Origin of the sequence: Halobacillus sp. H74 (assembly GCF_052246715.1) — a bacterium.
GTDB classification, from domain to species: Bacteria; Bacillota; Bacilli; order Bacillales; family Halobacillaceae; genus Halobacillus; species Halobacillus litoralis_A.
On sequence record NZ_JBQQCI010000002.1, the window covers coordinates 541,477 to 564,751 of the forward strand.

The following is a 23,275-nucleotide window of genomic DNA, read 5'->3' on the forward strand; positions in this document are numbered from 1 at the left end:
GGCTTCTTTTATTTGATGTATCACTCAAAAAGTTGCAGTGCTCCAGTTGCCTGTCTAATTGGTGATGCCCTACCGCTTTCTCTATGGCTCTATTTTTCGCTGTTTTTCCTTCAATTAAATATCCCCATTGTGCCAGTAGGACTCTACTTTTTCCTGAGTTTCATCATCAAGTTCATATTCAATGACTTCGACATTCATATCATTCTTTGATTCTTCCTGATTCCCCTTGACAACCTTGTAATCAAAAACAATTCCATTGTCTTTCCTTGGGGAGAAGTTGACGGAATTAAATTCAACGGATTGCTCTGCAGGCACGATTACATATGTATACTCTTTATTGTTTAAAGAAAAATGGCCCTTGCCGCCGATCGTCAGTTGGGTTCCTTCCATGGCAGGAGGTAAATTTTCAGGTAGTTCTTCAAGTTCTTTGAAGGATATCTCCTGATTCCCACATCCTGCTAATAGACCAGCTAAAAGTAATGTTAAAACGACACGTTTGATCACAAATACTCACTCCTCCAATTTTTGTCATTACTATATAGACGAAGATTGACCTGCACAAGTTTCACTTCGACCATTCGGTGAGGAAGAAGCGATTAATGAGCATTTACGATAACTCCCGAGAAATTCCCTTTCAGTACTGATTTCTGCTTTTGATTTGTACAAAGGAAAGAAGCTGAAATAGCTTACCCTATAATTAATGCAGGCGGCCAACTAATGCTTTCCTTTCTTCAATTGTTGTTCCAGTTGTCTTACTCTCTCCTCCAGCCGCTTGAATTTCTCAGCCATGAACCCTATAAGCAAAATAACAATAAAAACGAAAGCTAAAATTAATTGAATAGTTAACACACCTTTATGAGTATTAGATTTTTCAGGACTTTGAGGGTTGTTACTTTTTCCATGAATCTTCCCTATGCAAATCGGTTATTGTCCCTTGGTGAAAATACAATTGCCATCTTCCCTCAATCCGTTTCCATATCGAGCTTCTGAGCGTATTTCTCTTCCTTGTATTATCTTCAATAAAGTAAGAGGCCAGAACAATATCAGGGGCTAAGGAATCGATTTCGTAATTATGTATGGTCATTTCCGATAAAACTACTCCAAGTTCAAGACATTCCTTTTTATTGTAAGACCTGCCCGAACTGCCAATTTCCCAAAAGTCATCGGCCAATATTTCACCCAACTTTTCACCGGAAGCTCGCACTTCAGGATTTATATGCTTTTCTTCCAACTCTTGTAATTGTTCTTTCAAACTCCTGGTCAAAAGCCCTCTCCCCCTGGATTTACATATTCTTACTCCACAATTCTTATTTCGATAAAATAGGATAAAATACCTTCTTCATTCAAACGATCTTCACCGCTCGCGCATCCCATACTTGTTAACAGTCATATGAATTATTTTATAATCCAATCTCGCCAAATCTATTTAGTCGCAATGATTCCAAAAGCCCTGTATGGAATAACGAAGGTCCCTCCCGTCTCTTTTTTTAGATATCCCTCAAGCTTAACATTGAACAGATCAATTTCATCCATACTCAATGCTCCGCCGATCTCTGGACTTGCCTGAATTCTGCCCCTCCAGCTTTCAACAGAGTATGGTTCCATTACATCAATAGAAAAAGTTTCAACATCAGAAAACCCGGATTTGAGAAGATCATTTTCCCAGGCTGTGTACTTTTCCGGTTCGGTGTTATTCTGGTTGGCATGGTTAAACTCGTTGATAAGGTTTTGAGTATGTGAAGCTATGCTGCTCATATATGGTATCCAATCGTAGTCGATAATGGCTAATCTTCCATTTTTCTCAAGGACGCGATGAACTTCATCGGCTACTCTTGATGAATCGAACCAATGCCAACAATAGGCAGCTGTCACAACCTTATACGTCTTATAATCAAACGGAAGGTGTTCCACGTTGCCGATTAGATAATCAATCGGTAATTGCTCAGTCTTATTCATTTGCCTGGCTTGATCGATAAATTCCGGTGATAAGTCTATTCCTGTCACCCTGCACCCTTGCTTTGCTAAATCCCTTGCAAATAGGCCATTAGCTGTGCCGATGTCCAATACATGCTGTCCTTCTACACCTATGCTGTATTGCTTTAACCTTTCTAACAATTCTGCTGGGTAGCCATGCCGGTATTTCAAGTATTCATCAGCGGTACCGTCTAAATTCAAGATTGTCGCCTCCCCTATCCTATGAAAGTCAATCTACTTACAATCGTCTCCGACTTCTCAATCAACATCAACCTTTTCACTGGTAATAATTCAAATATATTCCATTTCTATGGATTCATGTCGAAAAATGATTGTTCGGATGATTTTTTCGGGTTATTTGTCCTTTTTCTGTCACAGCTTTTTCTGCTTTTATTATATATAATGTTCTAGAATTCTAAAAAAGCCGAAAAAATCTGATAGTGAGATTAATAAACAAACCAATAAACCTTTCTATCTGCCTATTATTCTTTGCTACTTCTTCTTCTATCCATTATAATGACGTTTGGAAATCTACTAGTCATGTGAAAAAGCAGGTGATCCATTGTTAGAATATAAAGTGATCGGGTCAGATCCCGCAAAGGAATACGTAATCTTTCTCCACGGAATCGGCGGTAGTGCCAACATTTTCTTTCCTCAAATGAAAGCATTCAAGAAATCCTTCAATCTCATCGCTGTGAATTTACCCGGCCACAAAAAATCATCAAGCGTCTCTGATTATAAAGGCGGTTTTTCTTTCGATGATGTGACGGAAGAAGTATTGAAGGTACTTGATGAGATCGGGGTAGAAAAAGCACATTTTGTGGGAATCTCATTAGGCTCTGTCGTCATCCACAAAATCTTGTCTGTGGCACCTCAACGTGTTTCAACAGCTGTGCTGGGAGGAGCCATTACACGAATAAACCTCCTCGCGAAGATGTTGCTTCTCTGGGGTACCTTATTGAAGAATGTAACGCCACACCTTTGGTTATATTCCCTATGTGCCAGGATTTTGATGCCGAATGACAATCATAAAGATTCAAGGAATGCCTTTATACAGGAAGCTGCGCAAATGAAACGCCAAGATTTCCTCGGCTGGTATGACATCGTCCACACAGTACCGGAAACCTTTACAAACATAGAAACAACCGCTGCATCCGTCCCGAAACTTTACTTGACGGGAGAGGATGACCATATGTTCAAAAAGGATGTCACCAAAGATCTAACGGACATGCCTAAGGCAACTTTGATCGTGTTATCGAATAGTGGTCATGTAGTCAATTTAGATCAACCTGACGCCTTCAACAAAGTTTCCCTTACGTTCATGCAAACAAAAGGGCAAGTGAAAGCCCAGGATTTAGAAGATAACGTTTACTCAATCAAGTCATAACCGTTTTTTTAAAAGAGCCTTCAAGTAGAGGCTACATGAAAACCTCTTTTCAATCTGGAGGAGCTTTTAACGTTTGTTATTGCTTCTCACGAATCGCTTGTCGGTGGATGCTTGCCGCGGGCACGGCCTCAGCTAACTTGGTCAAGAAGATTACTTGACCAAGTGGATCTTCGGCTCGCGCTGTTCCCGCAGGCGTCACCACCGAACGCTCATCGTGGAATCAACGAGGCCCATCTGAAAAGAGTGATGTTCTTTGATTTATAAAAGAACCTCACTCTGTGTGAACAAGGGCCGACGGCGATCTTTACCGTCAATACCAAACGAATACTAAAGCTCCCACAGGGGTAAAGGCCCGAATGTCTCATCAAAATAAGGAAGCCGAGTTGAACGATAAAAACGTCCTACTCGGCTTCTTTATTTGGGGCATAACTCAAAAGGTTGCAGTTGTCATGAGATACCCAGTTCGTTCATACGAGTCAAGCGGGGCTGTCAGCTGAATTCAACTTCACATAAATATTGTCCTTTTTCTGTCATAGCATTCGCTGCTCGTTTTATTTATACTGATTTAAGATTCAAAAAAGAAAGGATCGATCCTATGAAGAAGGAATTCAATTACGTCCCATGGGTCGTCGGGCTGTCAATTGCCATCAACGTCATCGTTGTAGCCCTATTGTTCGTGCCGAAGGCCGGTGGCGACACAGATTTTGATATCAAGCTGCTTCCATTATTGAACGCGGTCCTCAATTCGTTCACATTTGTTTTCTTGTCAGCTGCTTTGTTCATGATTTTGAGAAAAAATATAAAGTGGCACAAACGCTTCATTTTCGCCGCTTTCACCTCTACCGCCTTATTTCTTGTTTCCTATCTTACGTACCACTCGATGGCGGAGTCTACTTCATTCGGTGGCGAAGGTTTCATAGCCAATGTATACTATTTCATTTTGATCACTCATATCGTCTTGGCAGCCTTGATTGTGCCGCTTGCACTCTTGACATTGTTCCGCGGACTTGCTATGAAAGTGGATAAGCACCGCAAGATTGCCAGATGGACGATGCCTTTATGGTTATATGTCAGTTTGACAGGTGTCATCGTCTACTTGATGATTTCTCCTTACTATTAATTTTATAACAGCGATCCGGCTAAATCAGGCCGGATCGCTTTTTTATAGAACCTTTTACAGATCGTGCATTTGTTTAGTCAAACACTATCCAGGGAAAATATATAGGGAGTGGCAACATCCTTGTGCCACTTTTAAGGAGATTTTTATGGATCTTTTACATTTCATCAAAGATGAAGGCTACATTGCAGCGCGAGTCCCTTCCACGGATGGTGGAGAAGTTCATTTACCGTTGAATGACTTGTATTCATCAGAGGATTTGTTTGAGTTCATGACTCTAAATCCGACATCCGTCCAGTATTTCCCGTATGAACGTTTGCCCTATATGACTTGTACAGAAGCGGGAACAAGTTACAAAGTGAAATTGATTAAAAAATAAATGGAAAACCAGATCACGCTTTTCTGTGATCTGGTTTTCTTTTTGCTATGAAATGATGCTATATTCAACTACTTGCACGGAATTCGGCAATCGGCGCTTTTCGTCCCCTGATTGCAACACTTGAGAAAAAGATCCCTGCAACCACAAGGACAAAATAAAACATCCCCATGCCATACCCACCGAGAATATTTCCAAGAATGAGACCCAAAGCTCCCAGCATTTTTCCGAGTTGAAAAACCAATCCATTGAAAGCCATATAAGCCCCTCGCCTTGAATCATCTACTATATCAGCTAATATTGATTGTCTTGTCGGCACATACAATAATTCGCCAATCGACAATACCGCTACGGTTATGAATAAACTGGTTCTATTTTGACCGGAACGTAAGGCCTTCTGAATCCAAGGCTTTTTTTAGTATGGGAAGAGATGCTGGACCCATCCCATGAAACTTCAACACTTCTTTCTCACTTAATGTGGATAGATCCCGCAAAGAATGTATATCATGATTCTCAAGAGCACGTCTTGCCGGGGCAGAAAGTTTTGAAAGGAATCCTTGGTCGGGCTTTTGTTCATCCTCACAAATGGGGCAAACTGGACAGGCACTGCTTTTATAATACGTATGACCCTGGCTGCAAGTCCTTGATTCTTTGTTTGATGTAGTCATAAATGCTTCGCTCCTTTGTTTCACTTCCCAGAAAGGCTGGTGGATTTCCTCCCGTTTAAAGTGTCCGTTATTACATCCATCTTATTCTATATCTGCAGTCATCTCAAGAATGAGCTTGACGCACTCTTGGTATTCTTTATATGCCAGGCTGAAGTCATAGAAGGTTTCTTTTTCATATATTTCAATTTCTATCAGTTTTTCAGAAACATCTTTAAGCTGTTTACTTATTTCTTCATCCTCAATCAGGTCTTCGGCATCGTTTAAGAGCACAGATTTCTGGATGATGCTCGTTGCCAGTTCCGTGTCCTTCAATTGCATAAGTTCCTTTAATTGAGCATTCGTGGGAGAATTCAAGTCAGGCTCTTTATTGCCGGGAGTTCGTACCCATTCCCCATTAGCATCAATGTATTTTTTCGCTTTTATAAGTAAACCAGCAGCCACTTGCCTATGTCGGTCTTCAGGAATTTCGTCTGTTTTAATACTTACACTTTCAGAACCTTCTAAATTAGGGTCTTCCGCTTTCACATCGGAAAAATATTCTTTAAAGACGCTTGCATCAATGACAAGTTTATCTGGATTTTTATTTGAAGCAGTTTCTGAAGACTCCTGTTCTACTTCCTTTGGTAACTTTTGTTCTTGGTTCTTTTCTTCAGTGAATGAAAACATCATGAAAAAAGCAACTAACATCAGCGCGATAATGGAAAGATATACTTTATGCATAGCTCCTCCTTTCAGTTACCATATTCTTCACTTTCCACCTATGGTATGTTGTAAACAGGTTATCAAATTTCCGTTTATTCTACATCTCAAATTTCACTTTTCATTCAAGGATACGGTACTATTGCGAAATTTGATGATATATTTAAAGCAGTGTGTGTTCGAAATAGCTTGAATGTATCCTAAGCCATTCATCTGAAGTATTACTAAATAAGTAAAATGTTGTTGTCAAATCCATGATAAAAATATAAACTCCATATAGGGTTTATTACTCAGTCGATGTGTCAAAATAAGGAGCTCCAGCCATGTCCTATGCGTATAAAAAGAAATTCTATAAATTTTTTGATAAGCTTACTCCCTTTCAAGTGATCGTATTGTTCTATCTTTCCGCTGTAGTTATTTCAACGATCTTGATCAGTTTACCTTTTTTACATAAAGAAGGCATGCATATCAGCTTCATTGACTCTCTATTTACTGCTGTCAGTGCAGTCAGCGTAACTGGTCTGACTGTTATCTCAACAGCAGATACTTTCAATACACCCGGCTATTTTGTCCTTATGTTCATCCTTCAATTCGGCGGGATCGGTGTCATGACATTAGGGACGTTCATATGGTTGATGCTTGGTAAAAAAATCGGTTTGAAAAGCCGGGAGCTGATCAAAACTGACCAAAACCGCTCTACGTTTGCCGGGATGGTCAAACTCATCAAACAAATTCTTTTGATTATCATCCTTATTGAAGCTGTCGGTGCTTTAATATTAAGCGTCTATTTCACACAATATTTCCCGACTGTCGGAGAATCCGTCGTCCAGGGGATGTTCGCCTCTGTAAGTGCGACAACAAATGCCGGGTTTGATATTACCGGTACATCTCTTGTGATGTTTGAGGATGATTACTTTGTGCAGTTCATCAATATGCTTTTACTTACCCTTGGGGCGATCGGCTTTCCAGTCCTGATCGAAATAAAAGATTACCTTACCCATAAGCAAAAAAACTTCATTAACTTTTCCTTATTTGCTAAATTAACATCTATCACTTTCGGTGCCCTTGTTTTTGTTGGTACGGTGCTCATCTATTTGCTTGATCGCAATCATTTTTTTGAAGGGAAATCATGGCATGAAGCATTATTCTTCTCCCTGTTCCAATCTGTAACCACCCGTAACGGCGGACTCGCAACGATGGATGTTAGTGACTTTAGTACACCAACATTGCTGGTCATTTGTATCCTTATGTTCATTGGTGCTTCTCCCAGTAGTGTAGGAGGAGGAATTCGAACAACCACGTTTGCCATTACACTCCTCAGTGTGATTTCATACGCACGTGGAAAAAGCAGTGTGCGGGTATTCAGGCGTGAGATTGACCCTGAGGATATTTTTCGTTCGTTCATTGTCATCAATACGGCCATTGCCATTACCGGACTCGCAGTCATATTATTAAATTTTTTCGAACCGCAATTCACTCTCATGCAAATAATATTTGAAACATGTTCTGCGTTCGGGACCACTGGCTTATCCATGGGCATCACAGCGGATTTACATTGGGCAGGAAAAATAATCATCATTGCCTTGATGTTCATCGGTCGAATCGGAATTTTCTCTTTCCTATTTATCATCAGAGGGAAAGTGTCCAAAGATCGTTATCATTATCCAAAAGAACCGATGATCATCGGTTGATGACTCTGCTACAAACAATGTATCGGAACATGAAAAAAACCACTTCCTTCACGGGAAGTGGTTTTCTATTATACATTCTCTTCTGGTTCGTAATCTGGTGCAATGGCTTTCTTGATAAAAAGAGAAATCACAAAAATCACGACACATAAGCCAAGGGCAAACCAATAGGCATGGTGGACACCGGCTGTCATCGCCTGATTCCTGACTTCCCCAGTAATAGCACCTGTTTGGCCGCCCAAATAACCTTTTTGCCCTTGACTCATGATACTTACGAAAATCGATACACCAAGAGCGCCACCGATCGGCTGCAAAGTATTGGCAATCGCTGTACCATGTGGATACAAGTGCTTAGGCAGCTCGTTCAATGCATTCGTTTGGGCAGGCATCAAAATGGCTGAAACTGCCAGCATCAATAAAATATACGCGACGATGAACGACCATACCGGAATTGATGGATTGATATTACTGAAGAAAATCATCACACCCACTAAGACCAGAGATCCGGGAATGATCAGCTTCCTCGGCCCGAATTTATCGAAGAGAGTCCCCATGACAGGTGACATCAAACCATTCAATAAAGCCCCTGGTAACAGCAATAACCCGGCCATTTTCGCAGAAAACCCGAGAGGTCCTTGCAAGTACATCGGCATGACTATTTCAGAAGCGAACATCGCCATGATGACGATGACGAAAATGGTGATGCCCCTGGCATAGCTTTTATAAGTAAATACACGAACATCAAGCAAAGGCTCCTCCAATTTCAACTGGCGGAGGACGAAAAGAATCAAACTGACAAGACTGACACCGATGACCGTCAGGATCTGGATGGACGCAAAGCCTTCTCCGCTCTCACCAGCACTACTGAACCCGTAGACGATTCCTCCTATACCGATGGATGATAATAGGATGGAGAAGTAATCAGCTTTCGGACGGGTCACTTCTCCAACATTCTGTAAGTATTTAACAGCGAAAAGTATCGAGAAGACGGCGAATGGGATCACTGTAATAAACAGCCAGCGCCAGCCTAGAAAGTCTACGATAACGCCTGATAGTGTCGGGCCGATCGCTGGTGCGAACATTATGACAAGGCCGAACGTTCCCATGATTTTCCCGCGCACTTCAGGTGGATAGAGCAGCAACAGTGCATTCATGATGACCGGGATCAACAATCCCGTACCAACGGCTTGAACCATCCGACCTGTCAGTAACATCGGAAAATTGAAAGCAGATGCCGCAATGATCGTCCCTGCCAAAAAGATCGACATGACACCGATGAACATTTGCCTTGTAGTAAACCATTGGATCAATAGTGCAGAGATCGGCATCAAAACTCCCATGACAAGCATGAATCCTGTCGCCATCCATTGGACTGTCGGTGCATCCAGACCAAAAACTTCCATAAGTTCTGTCAAAGCGATATTGAGAAGCGTCTCATTCAGAACAGCAAAAAACGCACCAATCATAAAGGTAATAAGAATAATTTTTCGATTAAGTGTAGTTTCCATAATATCCTCCGTAACACATGTGAAAAATAAATACTTATCTATCTTTCACTATTCTCATTTAATTTGCAACCCTTAAGCATCAAAATAAGAAGGAACTTCCCATAATAAGAAGTTCCTACCGGGTAAAGCTAAGTATTTATCCAGAATCTTTTCACTACATTCCCATCTTCCTCAATAAAATCCTCATCTGGATGGCCGCCATTGTTCAGGATGGTCTTCAAAGAGCCGATATTACTCTCATCACATACGACCAGGGCTCTCTTGATTCCTAATTCCTTAGCTTTCAAAAGCGAAAGTTCCAACAAACGAGTGGCATAACCCTTCTTACGCTCAGAGGGTCTGATCCCATATCCAATGTGTCCTCCCGCATTCATCAGCAGTTCCGTCAACGAATGCCTGATATTCACGGCACCCAATACTTTCTTGTTTTCGTCTGTCAACCAGTAAGTCGAGTCAGGCACCCAGCCTTCAGGTAAATTCACTCCTCTTGCATTGCTGCTCAAATATTGGACCATATTTTCAAAGTCAGAAGGATCTTTCTCGATCACCCACGGAGTCATGACTTCTCCGCTTTCCTTCCATTCCTTATAGAAAGCCAAATATTCTTCTTTTATTTCTACAGTTGGTGCAATTAAATAGAGCTCTCTTTCCACTTCCAACAACCTTTCTAATTGTTTTTCTTTGTTAGGAGTCTCTAGGAGCCTGTTTTCAAATCCTTGATAAACCCCTGGACTATTATTCCATCATTCAGGGGCTCGAAATCGAGTTCTGGAAAGTGCTCAAACCCCAACTTTTCATAAAGAGGCAGCGCATTCATGAAAGAAGCGGAATGAAGACCAATGCGGGAATGTTTTTCTTCTTTTGAGACCTGAATGCAATGTTTGAGAAGAGCCTTCGCAATCCCCCTCCCTCGAAAAGAAGGGTTAACGGACAACATACGAATTTCCGGATAGTTTTGAACACTGTCATTCCAATCATAAGCTTTAATGGAAGGAGGGAATAAAACAACACTCCCAACAATGTTGTCATCAAGTTCAACCACAAATGTTTTCGCATTTGTTTTTAAATCATAATCAGACAGAAGCGTTTTTTTCAATACACTCCAATGATTTTCGGAAAGTAATTCTTCGTATTCGTTGTAACTTTCCAGCCGAAGTGTTTTTATGTCATCAATTTCATTAGTTTTCATTTCTCTGATTTTCATTCTCCCCACTCCCTTATATCCATTTAATCGAATTTTACTAGATGACCATTGAATTGTATAAAAAAACATATCATTGTTGCAAAAAATGGTTGTGGGATTAATAGAGCAGGATATAAAAAAATTGAGTGAACAATAACTAGAGCTCCATATTATTTTTCTCCGTTTTGAGAAAAGAAACAGATTTGCATACGGTTGCCATCCTGATCGTATACGTCAAAAAAGTGGTTCACGTCATCATTTTGTATTTCGCTCACCTGCACACCTTTTGATTGAAGTTTCTTATATGTAGTTTCAATATTTTTTGAATAGAAAATCGGATAGCATTTGCTTCTGCCTGGTTCCACTTCTCCTTCCTCTATGGTTAAGGGAACGCTGCTCTCCCCAATACTGAGCACTCTGTAACCTTCACCCTCAAAAGAAACAGTGAAACCTAACTTTTCTTCATACCACTTACTGGACTCAATGACATCGCGGACTTTTAAACAGACTGTATCTAACCTTTCAATCATGATTCAGCAACCTCCTAATATTTTCAGGTCCCTTCCATAGTTCAAGAGTTATAATCAGTGGAAATACTTCCAGGAATTATGGACGGTCGTCTTGCTTTCTTTTCATCTCCTTCAATTCTTCTTCTACCCTAGTCAATTGTTTTTTTATTCTCACTAAAAAAGCAATAAGGACGAGGAAAAGAAGCGGGATACCGATAAAGAGAAATAATGCTGCTAACTGTCCTGCAATCATACAAACTACCTCCTAAAATCCAGGTTGCACCTCTACCATACAGAAACTTCTTTGTTCACAACCTACATCTGGCTGGGGGGTCCACATCTCAGATAATACGGCCAATCTTAAGTTCCGCTTAAAAAGTCCTCATTACTTTCTTCTCTTTGTTACACCTTTGGCATTTTACGACTTCAAGATTTGGCATTTCCTCACCCCAGCCCATGCGTTCATATTTATGAAACCCAACACGGCAGAGCAGACTGCTTTCCTTTTGAAGCAAAATCGTGACAGTAATAATAAGCATAAGTCCGAGAATGATCAACATATAGGGCAAGTTATTCATATGGAAGGTATCATCAGCATTTGACAACAGAAGGAGGATTCCACTGAGCACCATCAAAGAACCTGTTAATCTTACAAAATTCATCAGCTGATGAATTTTCCAGAGATTCTATTTTGGTAAATGGGAGATTTGATCAGCAATGCCATTAGGATACACGCTATACCTGTCATTAGAAAAAAGGCGGAAAACAGTTTCAGTCCAGAGGCAGGCGATTGAAAAACGATCCCACTGCAAATGAAAAGGGAAACACCAAGAAGAGATAGGTACAAGGCAAGTTTTTTTGCTTCCTTTTTCAATAATCCAAAGCCTGTCAATACAATCAAATGAAGAATACAACCAGCCATAATGAGTGGAAAAAATGGTTTGAATTTTGCTGCATAAATGAAGTGATCGCTCGCTAAGATATCTGTTTCCGTATGGACTTCTCCATGGAACATTTGTGAAAAATGAGCACTATACTTCCATTCCTACGGATTCATTCGGATAGCACTTCCCTCGTACCAGGTGACAAGAGCCGCTCCGAATAAAACACAGATATTAAAGACCGCTTGCGCCCAATACCTCATTATTTGTCCCTCCTGTTACGGGTTTAATCTTTTGGTCATTTCTATTTCATCAATTATTGGAATGCCGTGATTACCAGTCATAGGGATTTCTGGTTTGATTTTTCTCGCTTGTTCTACTGCATTATGTAAGATGCGGGAAAATCGGAATCCCCTTTTTTGATAGAAAGCAATGGCAGCCAGATTGTCATTGGTTGTGATAAGTGTAAGCTTTCGACATTGCAAATTCATTGCTGTCTTTTCAACAGACTGAATAAGACTTGTGCCTATGCCTTCACCTTCAACAATACTATCCAAGGATATGATTTCACCTACATCATCATCGATGATGTAGGTGACTAAGCCGATAAGTCGAGCTTGATCATTTAATGCCGCAAATCCATCGAGTATTGTGCAATCATAACTCCCACTGGAGACCACCATCTTCGTGCTCCCCCAGTGCAACTCTAAAAAATCACGGATGATTGTATCCGATATTGCTTCTACGTTTACTATTTCCATTCAAAACACCCCGTTTCGACTTTCAGCTATTCCAGTCGAATGCTTATATCCTTAATAGTAACCGAAGGCTTGGAAAAGCTGATATCGATCGACTGCCAGCACACCTTTCCAATATTGCTGACTAACCATGAAGGCATCGGAAGCATCGCCCCAGTTCCAGGAGATTTCCCAGATTCCATCTGCATTTAATTGACCTTCATAATAATTCAGGTTTTGTTCGATCAAGTGCTTATACTTCCCAGCCAAAGGGTGTCCAGGGTGATCGATTATATCAAGAGGAAGTGTTTGGTAACCTGATCCCCATTTAGCGGTGTCTTTTTCTATACAATTTTCAGCTAATTCATTTATTTTATCTTGTAATTCTGAGTAGGAATAAGAGGTGTATTGGGTGAAAGCATCCGGCTTTAACAGCTTAAGCAGCTGTTGATAATTGCAGATTTCATGGCTATCCATGGTTTCTGTTTCCATCAGCCGGGCAGCAGCTTTTCCGACACTGGACCAGCCTGTTTTCTCCGCTTCACTCCCCTCTATCGACCACTTGATGAGGTATCCTGCCAGTTCAGCACCAGGGTTGAACATCCAGTTATCTTGAACACCCTCTTTCCAGTGCCACCAAGGAGCATGAGGGTAGTGATTGGTTTCAGGGAGGACAGAAGGCCACATTCCTGATTCGGGTTCATAGGTTTCTAGTAGATATTCTTTCATAGACTGGACGATTTTTTCTTGTGAATCGGCTCCAATTTCGTTCAGTACCTGACCCGCTGCCCAAGTGGCCATCGGTGAGGATGCAGGCAGCCAGAAATCAGGTTCTATGCCGTGACCGAACCCTCCATCTTCATTTTGGAACGCAGCCAGAATATCGAGTACTCGGTCTTCCTCCCCTTCTTGAAAAAGATACTCCCACCTGGCTGCCTCTAATGGCCGGGCGTTTCTCTTCATCCACTCATCCGTTTTGTTGAAAGAAGTTTTCATGTCCATGCTCCTTCTATAATGAATTTTCTATTATAAACAATGAACAATCGTTATGACCGCCCTAATATAGGCATTAGTGGGGATGTCCCTTTTCCAGATAAGCTCAGCCACTTCTATCGACAGCTTCTCGGTAAGAATACATCAATTTACCGCCGAATTCATTAATCAATATCGCACAAATAATCAGGAGAATACCTAGCCATTGCAAAAGTGTGACCGTTTCGGACAAAATCACCATAGCGGAAATGATCGCGACTGGTAATTCCACAGAACCGAGCACATTGGCCAGCCTCCCTGATATGTGCGGGGCTCCTCCAGCAAAAAACAACGGGGGGATGACCGCACCGACCAGAGCGATGCCGGCCCCTACCACCCAAAGCCTTCCGTCGGTCACCTGGATTGTCGGGATATCTTTCATGAACACGATCAGAATAAGAATGGTAGAACCCGTAACCATAAACCAACTGCGCAGCACAGGGTCAGTTTTCGGGGCGACGATTCCACTGAAAAAGATGAAACCAGCATAGGTAATTGCTGAGAGGAAACCTAGTAAAATCCCCATTCCCGGCAAATCTAATACTTCTCCCTGAAAAACGTCCGAGGCAAAGAACACACCCGTCAATGTCACTACCATTGAAATCATATTGATTTTCGTTGGCTTGCTTTTACTGAAAATCCATTCATAAATCATCCCGACCCAGACAAATTGAAACAATAATATGATAGCAAGTGATGCTGGCAGGTACTGCATGGCTCCATAATAAAAAATGCCGGTCAAACCGACGGATGTTCCTGTCAGCATTACTTGAAGCGCATCTTTTCTATTCATGTCCTTGATGGATAATCGCTTAAATAGGCACAACACCCATAATAGAACGAAGGCGATAACCATTTGTGTAATATTCAACTGCCCCAGTGTGTATCCATATTCGAAACCTTTTTTTACAAAAATCGGTGTAAACCCGAAACTTGCAGCTCCGATCAATACCAACAGGCTGCCTTTAAGCTTCATATGACTTTCTCCTTTTTATGCTACTCGCCCATAGCGACTAAATACCTTTTGGTGTTGCCACTGTATTCAGCAATCAATACGCCCGAGGGCTCTTTTGTTGTATAAAGTTCAGCACCTACTGGCAGGTGGTTCGCCATTCCCTCTTCAACGATCCCCACTCTTTCCCCTTTGATATAGTCCTTTTTTTCAATCCAATCGACACCATGTGTATAAACCGCTCCATCTTTCATTTCTATGTAGTCAGCATCTGGATTGATGGTGAGGACTTGTTTTTTAGAAAGGAGACCACCTTCCCCCTGCCCAGGGTGACAAGCTGTGAATATAAGGATCATAAGAAAAAAGAAAAGCGCTCGTTTCATACCGTCTCTCCTTTTCATATTTCTGATGCAGTGGTTGAGCATATATCAGAAGGTGAAACAAAACCTATCCATCAACCTTCGTATCCTGGAATGAAAAAGCGGGGATGGAAAGCAAGGGGACGCTTCTGCAAAATATAATATCAAACTTGCCGTCACGCACAAGTAAAGCCGACCAGCAGAATTTTCCGTTTCAATCTTTTGAGGCAAAGAATTCTCAATCCAGAATGACCACTTCTGCAGCGGTCAATTCCCTGCTTTCAGGATCTTCACCAATATCTTTTTCATTGGCGAGAACCACCTTCACATCAAGCATATCCTCTTCTTTTGCTTGTTCACGGAAGGCTTGCATGCTCACAGTGTCACCATCCGCCGTTTTTACCGGGATATCTTCAGGCATAAGTACAAGACATGGATAACCTTCTTCAGTAGCAGCAGCAGCTCCTGTGACATTCCTTTTCACTGCAGCCGAACACTCGACTTCGATACCGCCGATTTTCACAGAGGTGACCGGTCCTTCAATAGATTGGACAGGTTGGCTGGAAACACCGCACCCAGTGAGCAATATGAACATAGTGATAACTAAGAAAAATCTCAAAACGGTTCACCCTTTATTATTTGTTGCTTTATGAAAAGCGTACCACGAATGGAAAAATTTGAAAAATCCACCTGTATCGCCAAATTTGCAGTGCTTTGGAAAAATCCAAGTTCAATCTCTACCAGAACACAATCTCGTTATAGTTTATTTTCATACTCCTGGGAGTAAATCTTACGAAGATGAAAACGATGGACAAGACGAATCGTCGGTCTGATCAGCATTTGAATACTTCCCAGCACAAATAGCGTGACTCCCCACATTTTCGTTGATTCAAAATAAAAAAACACACTTCCGATCAGGAACCAGAGCCCTAATAAGAAATCATTCAAGGTGTAGAGAATCTCATAACTCTTTTTGAAAAATACATCATGTTTACCCATCTTCAAGTCTACATATTCATCTTTTGTTTGCTCCTGTTCATCTACTTCCTCTGTCATACGAACACCTCCACTCTTTCGTTACCCGAATTAGCGGAAGAAAAATCAAAGGAACCCTCCTGACAGCATAAAGCAGACTTTTGATCCACCATTTTTGATGTGAGTATAAGGAATTTCCTTTCCTCCTGCTTTCATAAGCTTTTCAACTATGATCATAAGGACTCTCCTTGCGGGTCAATTTTTCTCTTAATTGTTTCAGGAACAACCCCTTATCTTTCGGAGAAACTTTCACATAACGCCCATTGCCATAATGGATTTCCAAGCGGTTTACGGATAGTGCGGGAGCAATGAATGGATCTTTGCTTGGAAACACTTTCCCTATTTCCTCTAAAGGAATCTTTTTCTTAATTGGACCAAAATGGACGATCAGCCACTGTTCCCCGATTTTGTACCCGGTGCGGAACCAGACCCACAATAACGATCCGCTAATAATGAGCAGAACTGCCAGTTTCATAAAATAACCATCAAGTGGCGACGGCAGCATGTAAACTCCCCATTGGAAGTTGAAAATTCCATCTATCAGGCATACTAGAACAACACCCCATAGAATCATTGCTAACCAGGAATCTTTTTTCGAAGGAAAATACATAACGGTCCCCCTTCCATAGAGATTAGGTTTTGAAACAAAGAATCATTTATCCAGTGCCGTATCAGGCTTTTTTCCTAAGTCTTGTACAATCGCTTTCATTATTAATACGATGGAAAACCACAAATAGTTTCAATAATCTGGTACTTTTTACTCCAATTTTTTAAAACATCCGCAAAATCAAAAAGATGCTCCATTTTAAGAAGCATCCTATCTTTATTTACTAGGAGCAGTCGCTCTCAATTTGCACAAATTGATTATTCAAGACTGTGTTCCCTTCTTGAGCAGCTAATGCATTACTTCTGCCAAAACTGTTTACAACGATATTCGTATCTTCCGCATAAGTTACACGTACTTCGTAGAATAAAACTCCTGAAAGATTCGTGTACATCACAGCTAAGTTACCAGCGGGAAGAGAGTATGGGAAGTCAACTGGCTGGTTATTTCCGATTAATACCGGCAATTGTACAGGATTTGAATAAGAACTCCAATTCCATACTTCAATGACGACTTGTTCACAACTCAGCCCTGTATTAACAAGGTTGACGACAGCGGATATAGTGACAGGTTCTTTTCTTAATACGCCAGTCGATACTGTTTTCAGCCCTATCATATGACCACCTCCTTCCATATAAAACTATTACTAATCTATGTTTCAGGAGGTGTTAAGTGTGGACAAGGTGCTCAGGTGAAACATACAAATTTGTTTGCGGATTTCAATGAAGAACTATACATCGCCCAAGTTTTTCGACGATCAGAGATTTTTCCCCCAAGCAGAACCCGCGAAAGGGACTAAATAAAACTCTTGAAGACAAACCGTTTACAAATCCAGCGACATCCGCTACTATGAAATCAAAGTACGATAACTGCATAACCATTGATTAGCACTAGGGGAGCTGCGTAACGCGGCTGAGAGGAAATAATTCCGACCCTTGGCACCCGAACTAGATAATACTAGCGTGGGGAAGTGCAGTCGGCTCTCGCCGAAGACCTTCAAGGTTCTTCCTTTTTCGATAGTTGGACTGCATTCCCATGGGATGCAGTTTTTTTGTGCTTTAAAAAAAGGAGGAATAAAAATGAATCAAGTATGTGAAAATTCTCGTATTGTGGGCTGCTCCTTTTCGGTGCACCCGATGTCCGATCAGTTTGTTACGTACATTATGGATAGTTTGAAAGAGGTCGATACATCAAAAGTATGGCTGCATACCGATGATGTGACTACAACTGTGAGAGGGCGAATGGAACACGTTTTTGATGTAACGAAAGCAATTCTTTTGCATATCGCGAAAACTGGTGTCCACGTAGCGTTTCAAGGTACTTTTTCGATCGGATGCCCTGGAGATACATCCGGAGATGTGTATATGGATGAGTCGTCTGAACGTCTGAATGAAACGAATGTAACGGGCCTCCGCCTGCCGATTGCGGCTAAATTTTCATTATATCCTATGGGCGGCGGTGATTATATGGATACCATTTACGCACAAATAGAAGCCATGAAATCAAAAGGGGTTGAAGTCTCCCCTGCTCATTATTCAACAAGACTGGACGGGGATACGCATGATATTTTCACAGGGCTTGAAGATGTCTTTCGTGAAACAGAAGCAAGCGGTTCTTCGCATACGGTGATGACGGTCACTGTATCAGCCAACAGTCCTTCACATAAGGAGACTGAATGATGAATAGCTGGAAGCTTAAAGAGATTGTCGTCATGTCCGTACTTTCTGTTGTATTCGCCGTCGTCTACCTCGCGTTTCTACCTGTGGGGAAAATTCTTGTCGGTTTTTTCGGACCTATCGGCTATGATTTCATCTTCGGGATTTGGTTCATTGTATCCATCATCGCTGCCTATATTATCCGCAAACCCGGTGCTGCCTTTTTATCAGAAACAATTGCTGCCACTGTCGAAGTGTTGCTTGGTAATGCGGTGGGACCGATATTGATGGTAACTGGGATGATCCAGGGTCTTGGAGCAGAATCGGCGTTCGCAATGACCCGTTATAAACGCTATGATTTATTCACTTTGATGCTCGCCGGTATGATGGCTGCCGTCTTCAGTTTCGTATGGGGTTACTTCCTCTCAGGCTTCGCTGCATTAAGTACCGGTTATGTACTGGCCATGTTCATTGTCCGCATCATCAGTGGTGCGCTAATTTCAGGCGTCCTAGGAAAAGCACTCAGTGACTCTCTGGCAAAAACGGGAGTACTCTCAAGCTTTGCCTTAGGAAAAGAACGCAGAAAGCAACGAGCAGCATGACTAAACAAATCCTACGTACAGAGAACCTGACTCTTTCTTATGAAGATTGTGTAACACCGGTGCTGCAGGATGTCTCGCTTTCCATAATGGAGGGTGATGATATGCTGATCCTCGGTCCAAGCGGTTCTGGAAAAAGTTCCTTCACCCATTGTTTGAATGGACTATACCCGAGAGAACTTGATGGAGAGATGAGTGGGGAAGTATGGGTACACGGAAAGAGAACAAACGATTATCAACCAGGTGAAATTTCCAAGCATATTGGTGTCGTCTTCCAAGATCCTGAAACACAATTTTGTATGCTCACAGTGGAAGATGAAGTCGCTTTTGGATTAGAAAATTTATCTATGCCATTAAATGCTATGAGAGCAAAAGTCGAGGAAGTCTTAACATGGGTAGGTTTGTTTGAATATAAAGAAAAAACGATCGCACAACTCTCTGGGGGGCAAAAACAAAAGCTGGCACTCGCCTGTGTGCTAGCGATGGAACCTGAGGTACTCATTTTGGATGAGCCGACAGCAAACCTCGACCCAATCGCGACCCGGGAATTCATCGATTTGCTGAGATACCTGAAACAACATCTTTCCTTGACCCTGGTCGTAATCGAACATCAACTGGAAGGCTGGGTTGAAATCCTTGACCGTGTTTTCATTTTACAAATGGACGGCAGTGTATATTATGATGGGTCTCTTCAGGAAGGGTTGCTTCATTCTGCCCCTGCCCTGCAACAACATGGTATATCTTTGCCATATGCTACAAAACAGGCCCTAAGTCATAACTGGTGTGGGGATCTTCCGTTAACGATCGCTGACTATGTGGCCTCAGGCGGTGATTTTCCTGTTGTTGGAGAAAAGACTGCAGAGCAAACAGAAAAATGGCTGGCAACACGCAATATTGGTTGGAAAAAGATTTTAAACGGCATTGATTTGGCTATTCATAAGAAAGAATGGATTGCTATTGTCGGGGCAAATGGCACCGGGAAAACATCCTTGTCCAAACTGCTGGCAGGCATCACGAAACCTTCAAGCGGAAAGATCACTTTGCATGATCGTACTTTAAGCAAATGGAGCGAACAACAGTTGCGCAGCGAAATCGGTTATGTATTTCAAAATCCTGAACACCAATTCATCACTGATTCGGTTTTCGAAGAGGTAGCATTCGGCCTGAAAGTGGAAGGTGTACATGAGAGTCGTTTACAAGAAGTGGTTCATGACACACTACAACTCTGCCGTTTAGAAGGCCTGGAAAATCAACACCCTTTCTTGTTGAGTCAGGGACAAAAGCGGCGGCTCAGTGTAGCCACTATGATTGTCGCTGACCAACGCATGCTTTTTCTTGATGAACCGACGTTCGGGCAGGATGCCAGCTCGACAGAAAGTTTGATGGATTTGCTGCAGGAAAAGCATAAACAAGGGACAACGATCATTATGATCACACACGACATGGACCTCGTAGACAGGTTCGCTACGCGCGTTGTGGTGATGGACAAAGGAACCATCGCTTTCGATAAATCACCAGAGATATTGTGGAAGCACCAGGATCTCGAAAAGTATTCCATCGAAAAGCCTCCACGTATCACAATGACAGAGATGATCGAGGAAAGGAGGCGATCCTATGTTTCTTCATGAGATCAATCCCTCTGTCAAAGCATTGACGATTATCGGGGTTGTGTTTGTGCTCGCCTTTTTGTTCGATCCGATCACACCACTCGTTTATATAGTCTGGACGGTTGGTATTACCTTTTTATTCGGATCCTTCAGGAAAAAGTTTTACTTTTTTTATTTCATTCCTTTTACTCTATTCGCACTCGGAATGTTGTGGACAACCATCGCATTCGCGAACCCTGCCAGTGCTCCGCAGCATACGACCACTATACTCTTGTGGGAGTTTCCTAGTGAGGATCTTTGGGTTGCGGTATCCTTAGCATTGAGAGTTCTTGCTTTTGCAACATTATCATTATTGTTCGTCTTCACAACGAACATGGTCCACTTTATATTGAGCCTGATCCAACAGTTGAAACTTCCACCAAAGTTAGCCTATGGAATCCTCGCCGGCTATCGGTTTTTACCTATGATGAGAACCGAATTTCAACAAGTCCGTGCTGCCCACAGGGTTCGAGGGGTCGGCCAAGCAAAATCCTTCAAGGAAAAATGGCTACAGTATCAACGGTTTGCCATTCCTTTATTGGCAGGAGCGATCCGCAAAGCCGAACGAACAGCCATTGCGATGGAGTCTAAAGGTTTCACAGGAGAACGTGCACGCACATTTTACCGGCCGATGAAAATTCACAGGAAAGACTGGGCGTTTCCTTTAATGATGTTCGGTATGCTTGGAATTGTTATTGTTGCAGCCATTCATTTTGGTTATTTCGCCTGGTATGATGGTCAACTTTAGCTCAACTGATCATCTGGCAAAACTTATCCAAACGGTGTTACCTGATAATGTCAGCATAAACAAAGGGGCTGGGACAAAGCACTAACTGCCACAGGAAAAGACGAACAATCGTGTGGATTGGATCAAACGGAGCGTAGGCAACATACGTAGACTCCTCCTGGGGGAACAGTACGAGCGGAATACGCCGGAAAGCCGTCTTTGCTTTCTGAGGGGCTGAGGCCGTGCCCGCGGCAAGCATCCACCGACAAGCGATTCGTGAGAAGCAACAACAAACTTTAACTGTTCCTCTAGATTGAAAAGGGTTTTTCAGTTGCCTCAAGTATGTTGCCGGAGCGGCGTATGCATTTATTGCTTCATTAAGAAAACCCGAACGAAATTCGTTCGGGTTTTCTAGCGGAAAAATTATTTTGTCCCAGCATCTTTTGTATACACTATAAATTCTCACCATGCTGGAGACCTGCAATATATTCACGGAGATCATCTCTTCTTACGCGCCAGTGCCGGCCGATTTTAAAGCCCGGGATGCGCCCTTCTTGTACTAATTTATACGTTGTTACCTCACTGATTTGCAAGTAATCAGCGACTTGGGAAATTGTCATGATTTCGCGTTCTTGATCCATTGAAATGCGACCTACCTTTTAATTCAAGTATAGTAACAGTTTATACGTTTAGGTGGAATATCTCAATGAAATTTTGACATTAATTCATTCTATATATAATAGAAGCGTTTTCAATGTTTCAAAGTCGCTATTTTCGTCTATCCTAGTAAAAACTTCAGACTATCAAAAGGGGTAAAGCTGTATGTATGATTTACAACTGGGCGACCAGGCACCGAATTTCAAGCTTCCTACAATTTCAAAGGAAACTTATTCTTTTGAGGAACAGAAAAACAACCATATAACTGCCTGGCATTTGATCGTTTTCTTCCGTGGATCCTGGTGCCCGTATTGCATAAAAACCCTTAAAGATATCGGGAATCATATGGAAACATTCCGTACAATGAATATTAGAGTAGCGGCGATTGCAGCAGAAAACCAGAAAACATTGAAACAGATGGCGGAGCATGAAAGTTTATCTTTTCCGGTATTGGTAGATGAGTTCTTTACAGTGCTGGATGCCTTTGGTGTCTTCACACATAAAACTGGTGCCCCTTATGAAGACCATGGGGCTCATGGAGAGCCTGCCTATTTCTTAATCAACGAAGAAGGTAAATTGATGTTCCAGCAAAAGCAGACAGGCCCCTTCGGACGGCCGTCTCCTCTGGATTTATCCGCTACTGCACAACTTATTAAGAAACACCTGAAAAATCTGCCTGAAGAATAACGAAGAGGGGATGCACATACACATCCTCTCTTTTTTTATAGTCTGAGAAAATGTGAAATACAGCCGCTAATCGAGGCTTGCGGTTTTGTCATTTCACGATCATAACCGGGCAGTTCACCCGTTTTGCCACCTTGTGACTCACACTTCCAAGAACCATTTCCTGAAAGCCGTTCAGACCCCTGCTCCCGATTACAACTATTTCAAATTTGTTGGTATTTGCATATTCCACGATTTTTGGCCCCGGGTCTCCTTTAATGAGTTCCACTTCATAGGATACATCTGCTTCTTCTAACACTTTTTCTGTCGATTGAATCCGGTTCTTTCTTTTTTCTAGTAGCAGCGTCCGGTCATCTTCTTTTAAAACATCCGTTTTTGAAGTAGAACCATCAATGCAATAAAGAACTGTAACCGTTGCCTCCGTTTCCAATTTCGCTAAATGCACTGCATGTTCGGCTGCGCGGGCGGCGTGGGCAGAGCCATCAGAAGCTAACAAAATGCGATTGTACATCATCAAATCCCCTTCATAATTGGAAATTATAAAACTTTCATCCATGTAAACGTTTACCTATGAAAAAACCATTGCAAATGATTGCTT

At 41.9% G+C, this 23,275-nt stretch carries 32 protein-coding genes, 1 pseudogene and 1 riboswitch; of the genes and pseudogenes, 10 read left to right on the forward strand and 23 right to left on the reverse strand.

The window, feature by feature from the left end; genetic code table 11:
- Positions 1-114 precede the first annotated feature (114 nt).
- The 3 genes from ACTWPX_RS06030 to ACTWPX_RS06040 form a co-directional block, all read right to left on the reverse strand.
- Entirely contained in the window at positions 115-504 is a 390-nt protein-coding gene (locus ACTWPX_RS06030) for a hypothetical protein (protein WP_443118911.1), read from the reverse strand.
- 385 nt (positions 505-889) lie between these two features.
- A complete protein-coding gene (locus ACTWPX_RS06035; RefSeq protein WP_443118912.1) occupies positions 890-1,264 on the reverse strand; it encodes a nuclear transport factor 2 family protein in 375 nt (124 codons plus the stop codon).
- 158 nt (positions 1,265-1,422) lie between these two features.
- Positions 1,423-2,175 carry a class I SAM-dependent methyltransferase gene (locus ACTWPX_RS06040; RefSeq protein ID WP_443118913.1) on the reverse strand — a complete coding sequence of 251 codons (753 nt, stop codon included), beginning with the start codon at positions 2,173-2,175 and terminating at the stop codon, positions 1,423-1,425.
- 361 nt (positions 2,176-2,536) lie between these two features.
- On the opposite strand from ACTWPX_RS06040, the gene ACTWPX_RS06045 reads away from it, so the two are divergent.
- A complete protein-coding gene (locus ACTWPX_RS06045; protein WP_443118914.1) occupies positions 2,537-3,361 on the forward strand; it encodes an alpha/beta fold hydrolase in 825 nt (274 codons plus the stop codon).
- Positions 3,362-3,437: 76 nt separating this feature from the next.
- Here the strand turns inward: ACTWPX_RS06045 and ACTWPX_RS06050 are convergent, their stop codons facing one another.
- Positions 3,438-3,563 carry a hypothetical protein gene (locus ACTWPX_RS06050; protein WP_443118915.1) on the reverse strand — a complete coding sequence of 42 codons (126 nt, stop codon included), beginning with the start codon at positions 3,561-3,563 and terminating at the stop codon, positions 3,438-3,440.
- A 154-nt stretch (positions 3,564-3,717) separates the two neighbouring features.
- On the opposite strand from ACTWPX_RS06050, the gene ACTWPX_RS06055 reads away from it, so the two are divergent.
- The 3 genes from ACTWPX_RS06055 to ACTWPX_RS06065 all read left to right on the forward strand — a co-directional run bounded on the left by ACTWPX_RS06055 (position 3,718) and on the right by ACTWPX_RS06065 (position 4,857).
- The gene (locus tag ACTWPX_RS06055) at positions 3,718-3,858 is read left to right on the forward strand and encodes a hypothetical protein (RefSeq protein ID WP_443118916.1); all 141 of its coding nucleotides are present in this window, start codon (positions 3,718-3,720) and stop codon (positions 3,856-3,858) included.
- A gap of 98 nt (positions 3,859-3,956) precedes the next feature.
- Positions 3,957-4,481, forward strand: coding sequence for a DUF420 domain-containing protein (locus tag ACTWPX_RS06060; protein ID WP_443118917.1), 525 nt, complete (start codon positions 3,957-3,959; stop codon positions 4,479-4,481).
- 145 nt (positions 4,482-4,626) lie between these two features.
- Positions 4,627-4,857: a hypothetical protein gene (locus tag ACTWPX_RS06065; protein ID WP_443118918.1), complete on the forward strand. Its 231-nt coding sequence runs from the start codon at positions 4,627-4,629 to the stop codon at positions 4,855-4,857.
- A 64-nt stretch (positions 4,858-4,921) separates the two neighbouring features.
- Here the strand turns inward: ACTWPX_RS06065 and ACTWPX_RS06070 are convergent, their stop codons facing one another.
- The 3 genes from ACTWPX_RS06070 to ACTWPX_RS06080 form a co-directional block, all read right to left on the reverse strand.
- Positions 4,922-5,173 (reverse strand): hypothetical protein, encoded by a 252-nt coding sequence (locus ACTWPX_RS06070; protein ID WP_443118919.1) that lies wholly within the window; start codon positions 5,171-5,173, stop codon positions 4,922-4,924.
- 52 nt (positions 5,174-5,225) lie between these two features.
- Positions 5,226-5,522: an RNA polymerase alpha subunit C-terminal domain-containing protein gene (locus ACTWPX_RS06075; RefSeq protein ID WP_443118920.1), complete on the reverse strand. Its 297-nt coding sequence runs from the start codon at positions 5,520-5,522 to the stop codon at positions 5,226-5,228.
- An 81-nt stretch (positions 5,523-5,603) separates the two neighbouring features.
- Entirely contained in the window at positions 5,604-6,242 is a 639-nt protein-coding gene (locus ACTWPX_RS06080) for a hypothetical protein (protein ID WP_128526678.1), read from the reverse strand.
- 302 nt (positions 6,243-6,544) lie between these two features.
- On the opposite strand from ACTWPX_RS06080, the gene ACTWPX_RS06085 reads away from it, so the two are divergent.
- Positions 6,545-7,912, forward strand: coding sequence for a TrkH family potassium uptake protein (locus tag ACTWPX_RS06085; RefSeq protein WP_443118921.1), 1,368 nt, complete (start codon positions 6,545-6,547; stop codon positions 7,910-7,912).
- Positions 7,913-7,980: 68 nt separating this feature from the next.
- Here the strand turns inward: ACTWPX_RS06085 and ACTWPX_RS06090 are convergent, their stop codons facing one another.
- The 14 genes and pseudogenes from ACTWPX_RS06090 to ACTWPX_RS06155 all read right to left on the reverse strand — a co-directional run bounded on the left by ACTWPX_RS06090 (position 7,981) and on the right by ACTWPX_RS06155 (position 17,325).
- The gene (locus ACTWPX_RS06090; protein ID WP_443118922.1) at positions 7,981-9,417 is read right to left on the reverse strand and encodes an MDR family MFS transporter; all 1,437 of its coding nucleotides are present in this window, start codon (positions 9,415-9,417) and stop codon (positions 7,981-7,983) included.
- 128 nt (positions 9,418-9,545) lie between these two features.
- On the reverse strand, positions 9,546-10,070 hold the full coding sequence (locus ACTWPX_RS06095) for a GNAT family N-acetyltransferase (RefSeq protein ID WP_443118923.1): 525 nt from the start codon (positions 10,068-10,070) through the stop codon (positions 9,546-9,548).
- 41 nt (positions 10,071-10,111) lie between these two features.
- A complete protein-coding gene (locus ACTWPX_RS06100) occupies positions 10,112-10,621 on the reverse strand; it encodes a GNAT family N-acetyltransferase (RefSeq protein WP_443118924.1) in 510 nt (169 codons plus the stop codon).
- A gap of 149 nt (positions 10,622-10,770) precedes the next feature.
- Entirely contained in the window at positions 10,771-11,130 is a 360-nt protein-coding gene (locus tag ACTWPX_RS06105) for a VOC family protein (RefSeq protein WP_443118925.1), read from the reverse strand.
- 76 nt (positions 11,131-11,206) lie between these two features.
- Entirely contained in the window at positions 11,207-11,362 is a 156-nt protein-coding gene (locus tag ACTWPX_RS06110; RefSeq protein WP_164908611.1) for a hypothetical protein, read from the reverse strand.
- Between the two features lie 408 nt (positions 11,363-11,770).
- A pseudogene (locus ACTWPX_RS06115) lies at positions 11,771-12,142 on the reverse strand (DUF4306 domain-containing protein); the annotation flags it as partial.
- A gap of 126 nt (positions 12,143-12,268) precedes the next feature.
- Positions 12,269-12,751 (reverse strand): GNAT family N-acetyltransferase, encoded by a 483-nt coding sequence (locus tag ACTWPX_RS06120; RefSeq protein WP_443118926.1) that lies wholly within the window; start codon positions 12,749-12,751, stop codon positions 12,269-12,271.
- 51 nt (positions 12,752-12,802) lie between these two features.
- The gene (locus tag ACTWPX_RS06125; RefSeq protein WP_443118927.1) at positions 12,803-13,723 is read right to left on the reverse strand and encodes a hypothetical protein; all 921 of its coding nucleotides are present in this window, start codon (positions 13,721-13,723) and stop codon (positions 12,803-12,805) included.
- A gap of 103 nt (positions 13,724-13,826) precedes the next feature.
- Positions 13,827-14,735, reverse strand: coding sequence for an EamA family transporter (locus ACTWPX_RS06130; RefSeq protein WP_443118928.1), 909 nt, complete (start codon positions 14,733-14,735; stop codon positions 13,827-13,829).
- 20 nt (positions 14,736-14,755) lie between these two features.
- Positions 14,756-15,094 (reverse strand): hypothetical protein, encoded by a 339-nt coding sequence (locus ACTWPX_RS06135; protein WP_443118929.1) that lies wholly within the window; start codon positions 15,092-15,094, stop codon positions 14,756-14,758.
- Positions 15,095-15,308: 214 nt separating this feature from the next.
- Positions 15,309-15,689 (reverse strand): hypothetical protein, encoded by a 381-nt coding sequence (locus tag ACTWPX_RS06140; RefSeq protein ID WP_443118930.1) that lies wholly within the window; start codon positions 15,687-15,689, stop codon positions 15,309-15,311.
- 137 nt (positions 15,690-15,826) lie between these two features.
- Entirely contained in the window at positions 15,827-16,126 is a 300-nt protein-coding gene (locus tag ACTWPX_RS06145) for a YrhK family protein (RefSeq protein ID WP_443118931.1), read from the reverse strand.
- 142 nt (positions 16,127-16,268) lie between these two features.
- Positions 16,269-16,715, reverse strand: a complete 447-nt coding sequence (locus tag ACTWPX_RS06150) for a PH domain-containing protein (protein ID WP_443118932.1) — start codon at positions 16,713-16,715, stop codon at positions 16,269-16,271.
- A 220-nt stretch (positions 16,716-16,935) separates the two neighbouring features.
- Positions 16,936-17,325, reverse strand: coding sequence for a hypothetical protein (locus ACTWPX_RS06155; protein WP_128526664.1), 390 nt, complete (start codon positions 17,323-17,325; stop codon positions 16,936-16,938).
- 266 nt (positions 17,326-17,591) lie between these two features.
- A riboswitch (TPP riboswitch) is annotated at positions 17,592-17,695 on the forward strand.
- A 93-nt stretch (positions 17,696-17,788) separates the two neighbouring features.
- Between ACTWPX_RS06155 and ACTWPX_RS06160 the strand changes: the two genes are divergently transcribed.
- The 4 genes from ACTWPX_RS06160 to ACTWPX_RS06175 are packed head-to-tail and all read left to right on the forward strand — an operon-like array spanning position 17,789 to position 21,357.
- Complete coding sequence (locus tag ACTWPX_RS06160) at positions 17,789-18,388, forward strand: YkoF family thiamine/hydroxymethylpyrimidine-binding protein (protein ID WP_443118933.1); 600 nt, start codon at positions 17,789-17,791, stop codon at positions 18,386-18,388.
- A complete protein-coding gene (locus ACTWPX_RS06165; RefSeq protein WP_281975759.1) occupies positions 18,388-18,966 on the forward strand; it encodes an ECF transporter S component in 579 nt (192 codons plus the stop codon). Before ACTWPX_RS06160 ends, ACTWPX_RS06165 begins: the two co-directional genes overlap by 1 nt.
- Positions 18,963-20,591, forward strand: coding sequence for an ABC transporter ATP-binding protein (locus ACTWPX_RS06170; protein WP_443118934.1), 1,629 nt, complete (start codon positions 18,963-18,965; stop codon positions 20,589-20,591). Before ACTWPX_RS06165 ends, ACTWPX_RS06170 begins: the two co-directional genes overlap by 4 nt.
- Positions 20,578-21,357: an energy-coupling factor transporter transmembrane component T family protein gene (locus tag ACTWPX_RS06175; protein ID WP_443118935.1), complete on the forward strand. Its 780-nt coding sequence runs from the start codon at positions 20,578-20,580 to the stop codon at positions 21,355-21,357. Before ACTWPX_RS06170 ends, ACTWPX_RS06175 begins: the two co-directional genes overlap by 14 nt.
- Positions 21,358-21,788: 431 nt before the next feature.
- Here ACTWPX_RS06175 and ACTWPX_RS06180 read toward each other — a convergent pair whose 3' ends face one another.
- On the reverse strand, positions 21,789-21,977 hold the full coding sequence (locus ACTWPX_RS06180; protein ID WP_128526658.1) for a helix-turn-helix domain-containing protein: 189 nt from the start codon (positions 21,975-21,977) through the stop codon (positions 21,789-21,791).
- A gap of 181 nt (positions 21,978-22,158) precedes the next feature.
- On the opposite strand from ACTWPX_RS06180, the gene ACTWPX_RS06185 reads away from it, so the two are divergent.
- On the forward strand, positions 22,159-22,680 hold the full coding sequence (locus tag ACTWPX_RS06185; RefSeq protein ID WP_443118936.1) for a peroxiredoxin family protein: 522 nt from the start codon (positions 22,159-22,161) through the stop codon (positions 22,678-22,680).
- A gap of 88 nt (positions 22,681-22,768) precedes the next feature.
- Here the strand turns inward: ACTWPX_RS06185 and ACTWPX_RS06190 are convergent, their stop codons facing one another.
- Positions 22,769-23,188: a universal stress protein gene (locus ACTWPX_RS06190; RefSeq protein ID WP_443118937.1), complete on the reverse strand. Its 420-nt coding sequence runs from the start codon at positions 23,186-23,188 to the stop codon at positions 22,769-22,771.
- Between the last annotated feature and the right edge of the window lie 87 nt (positions 23,189-23,275).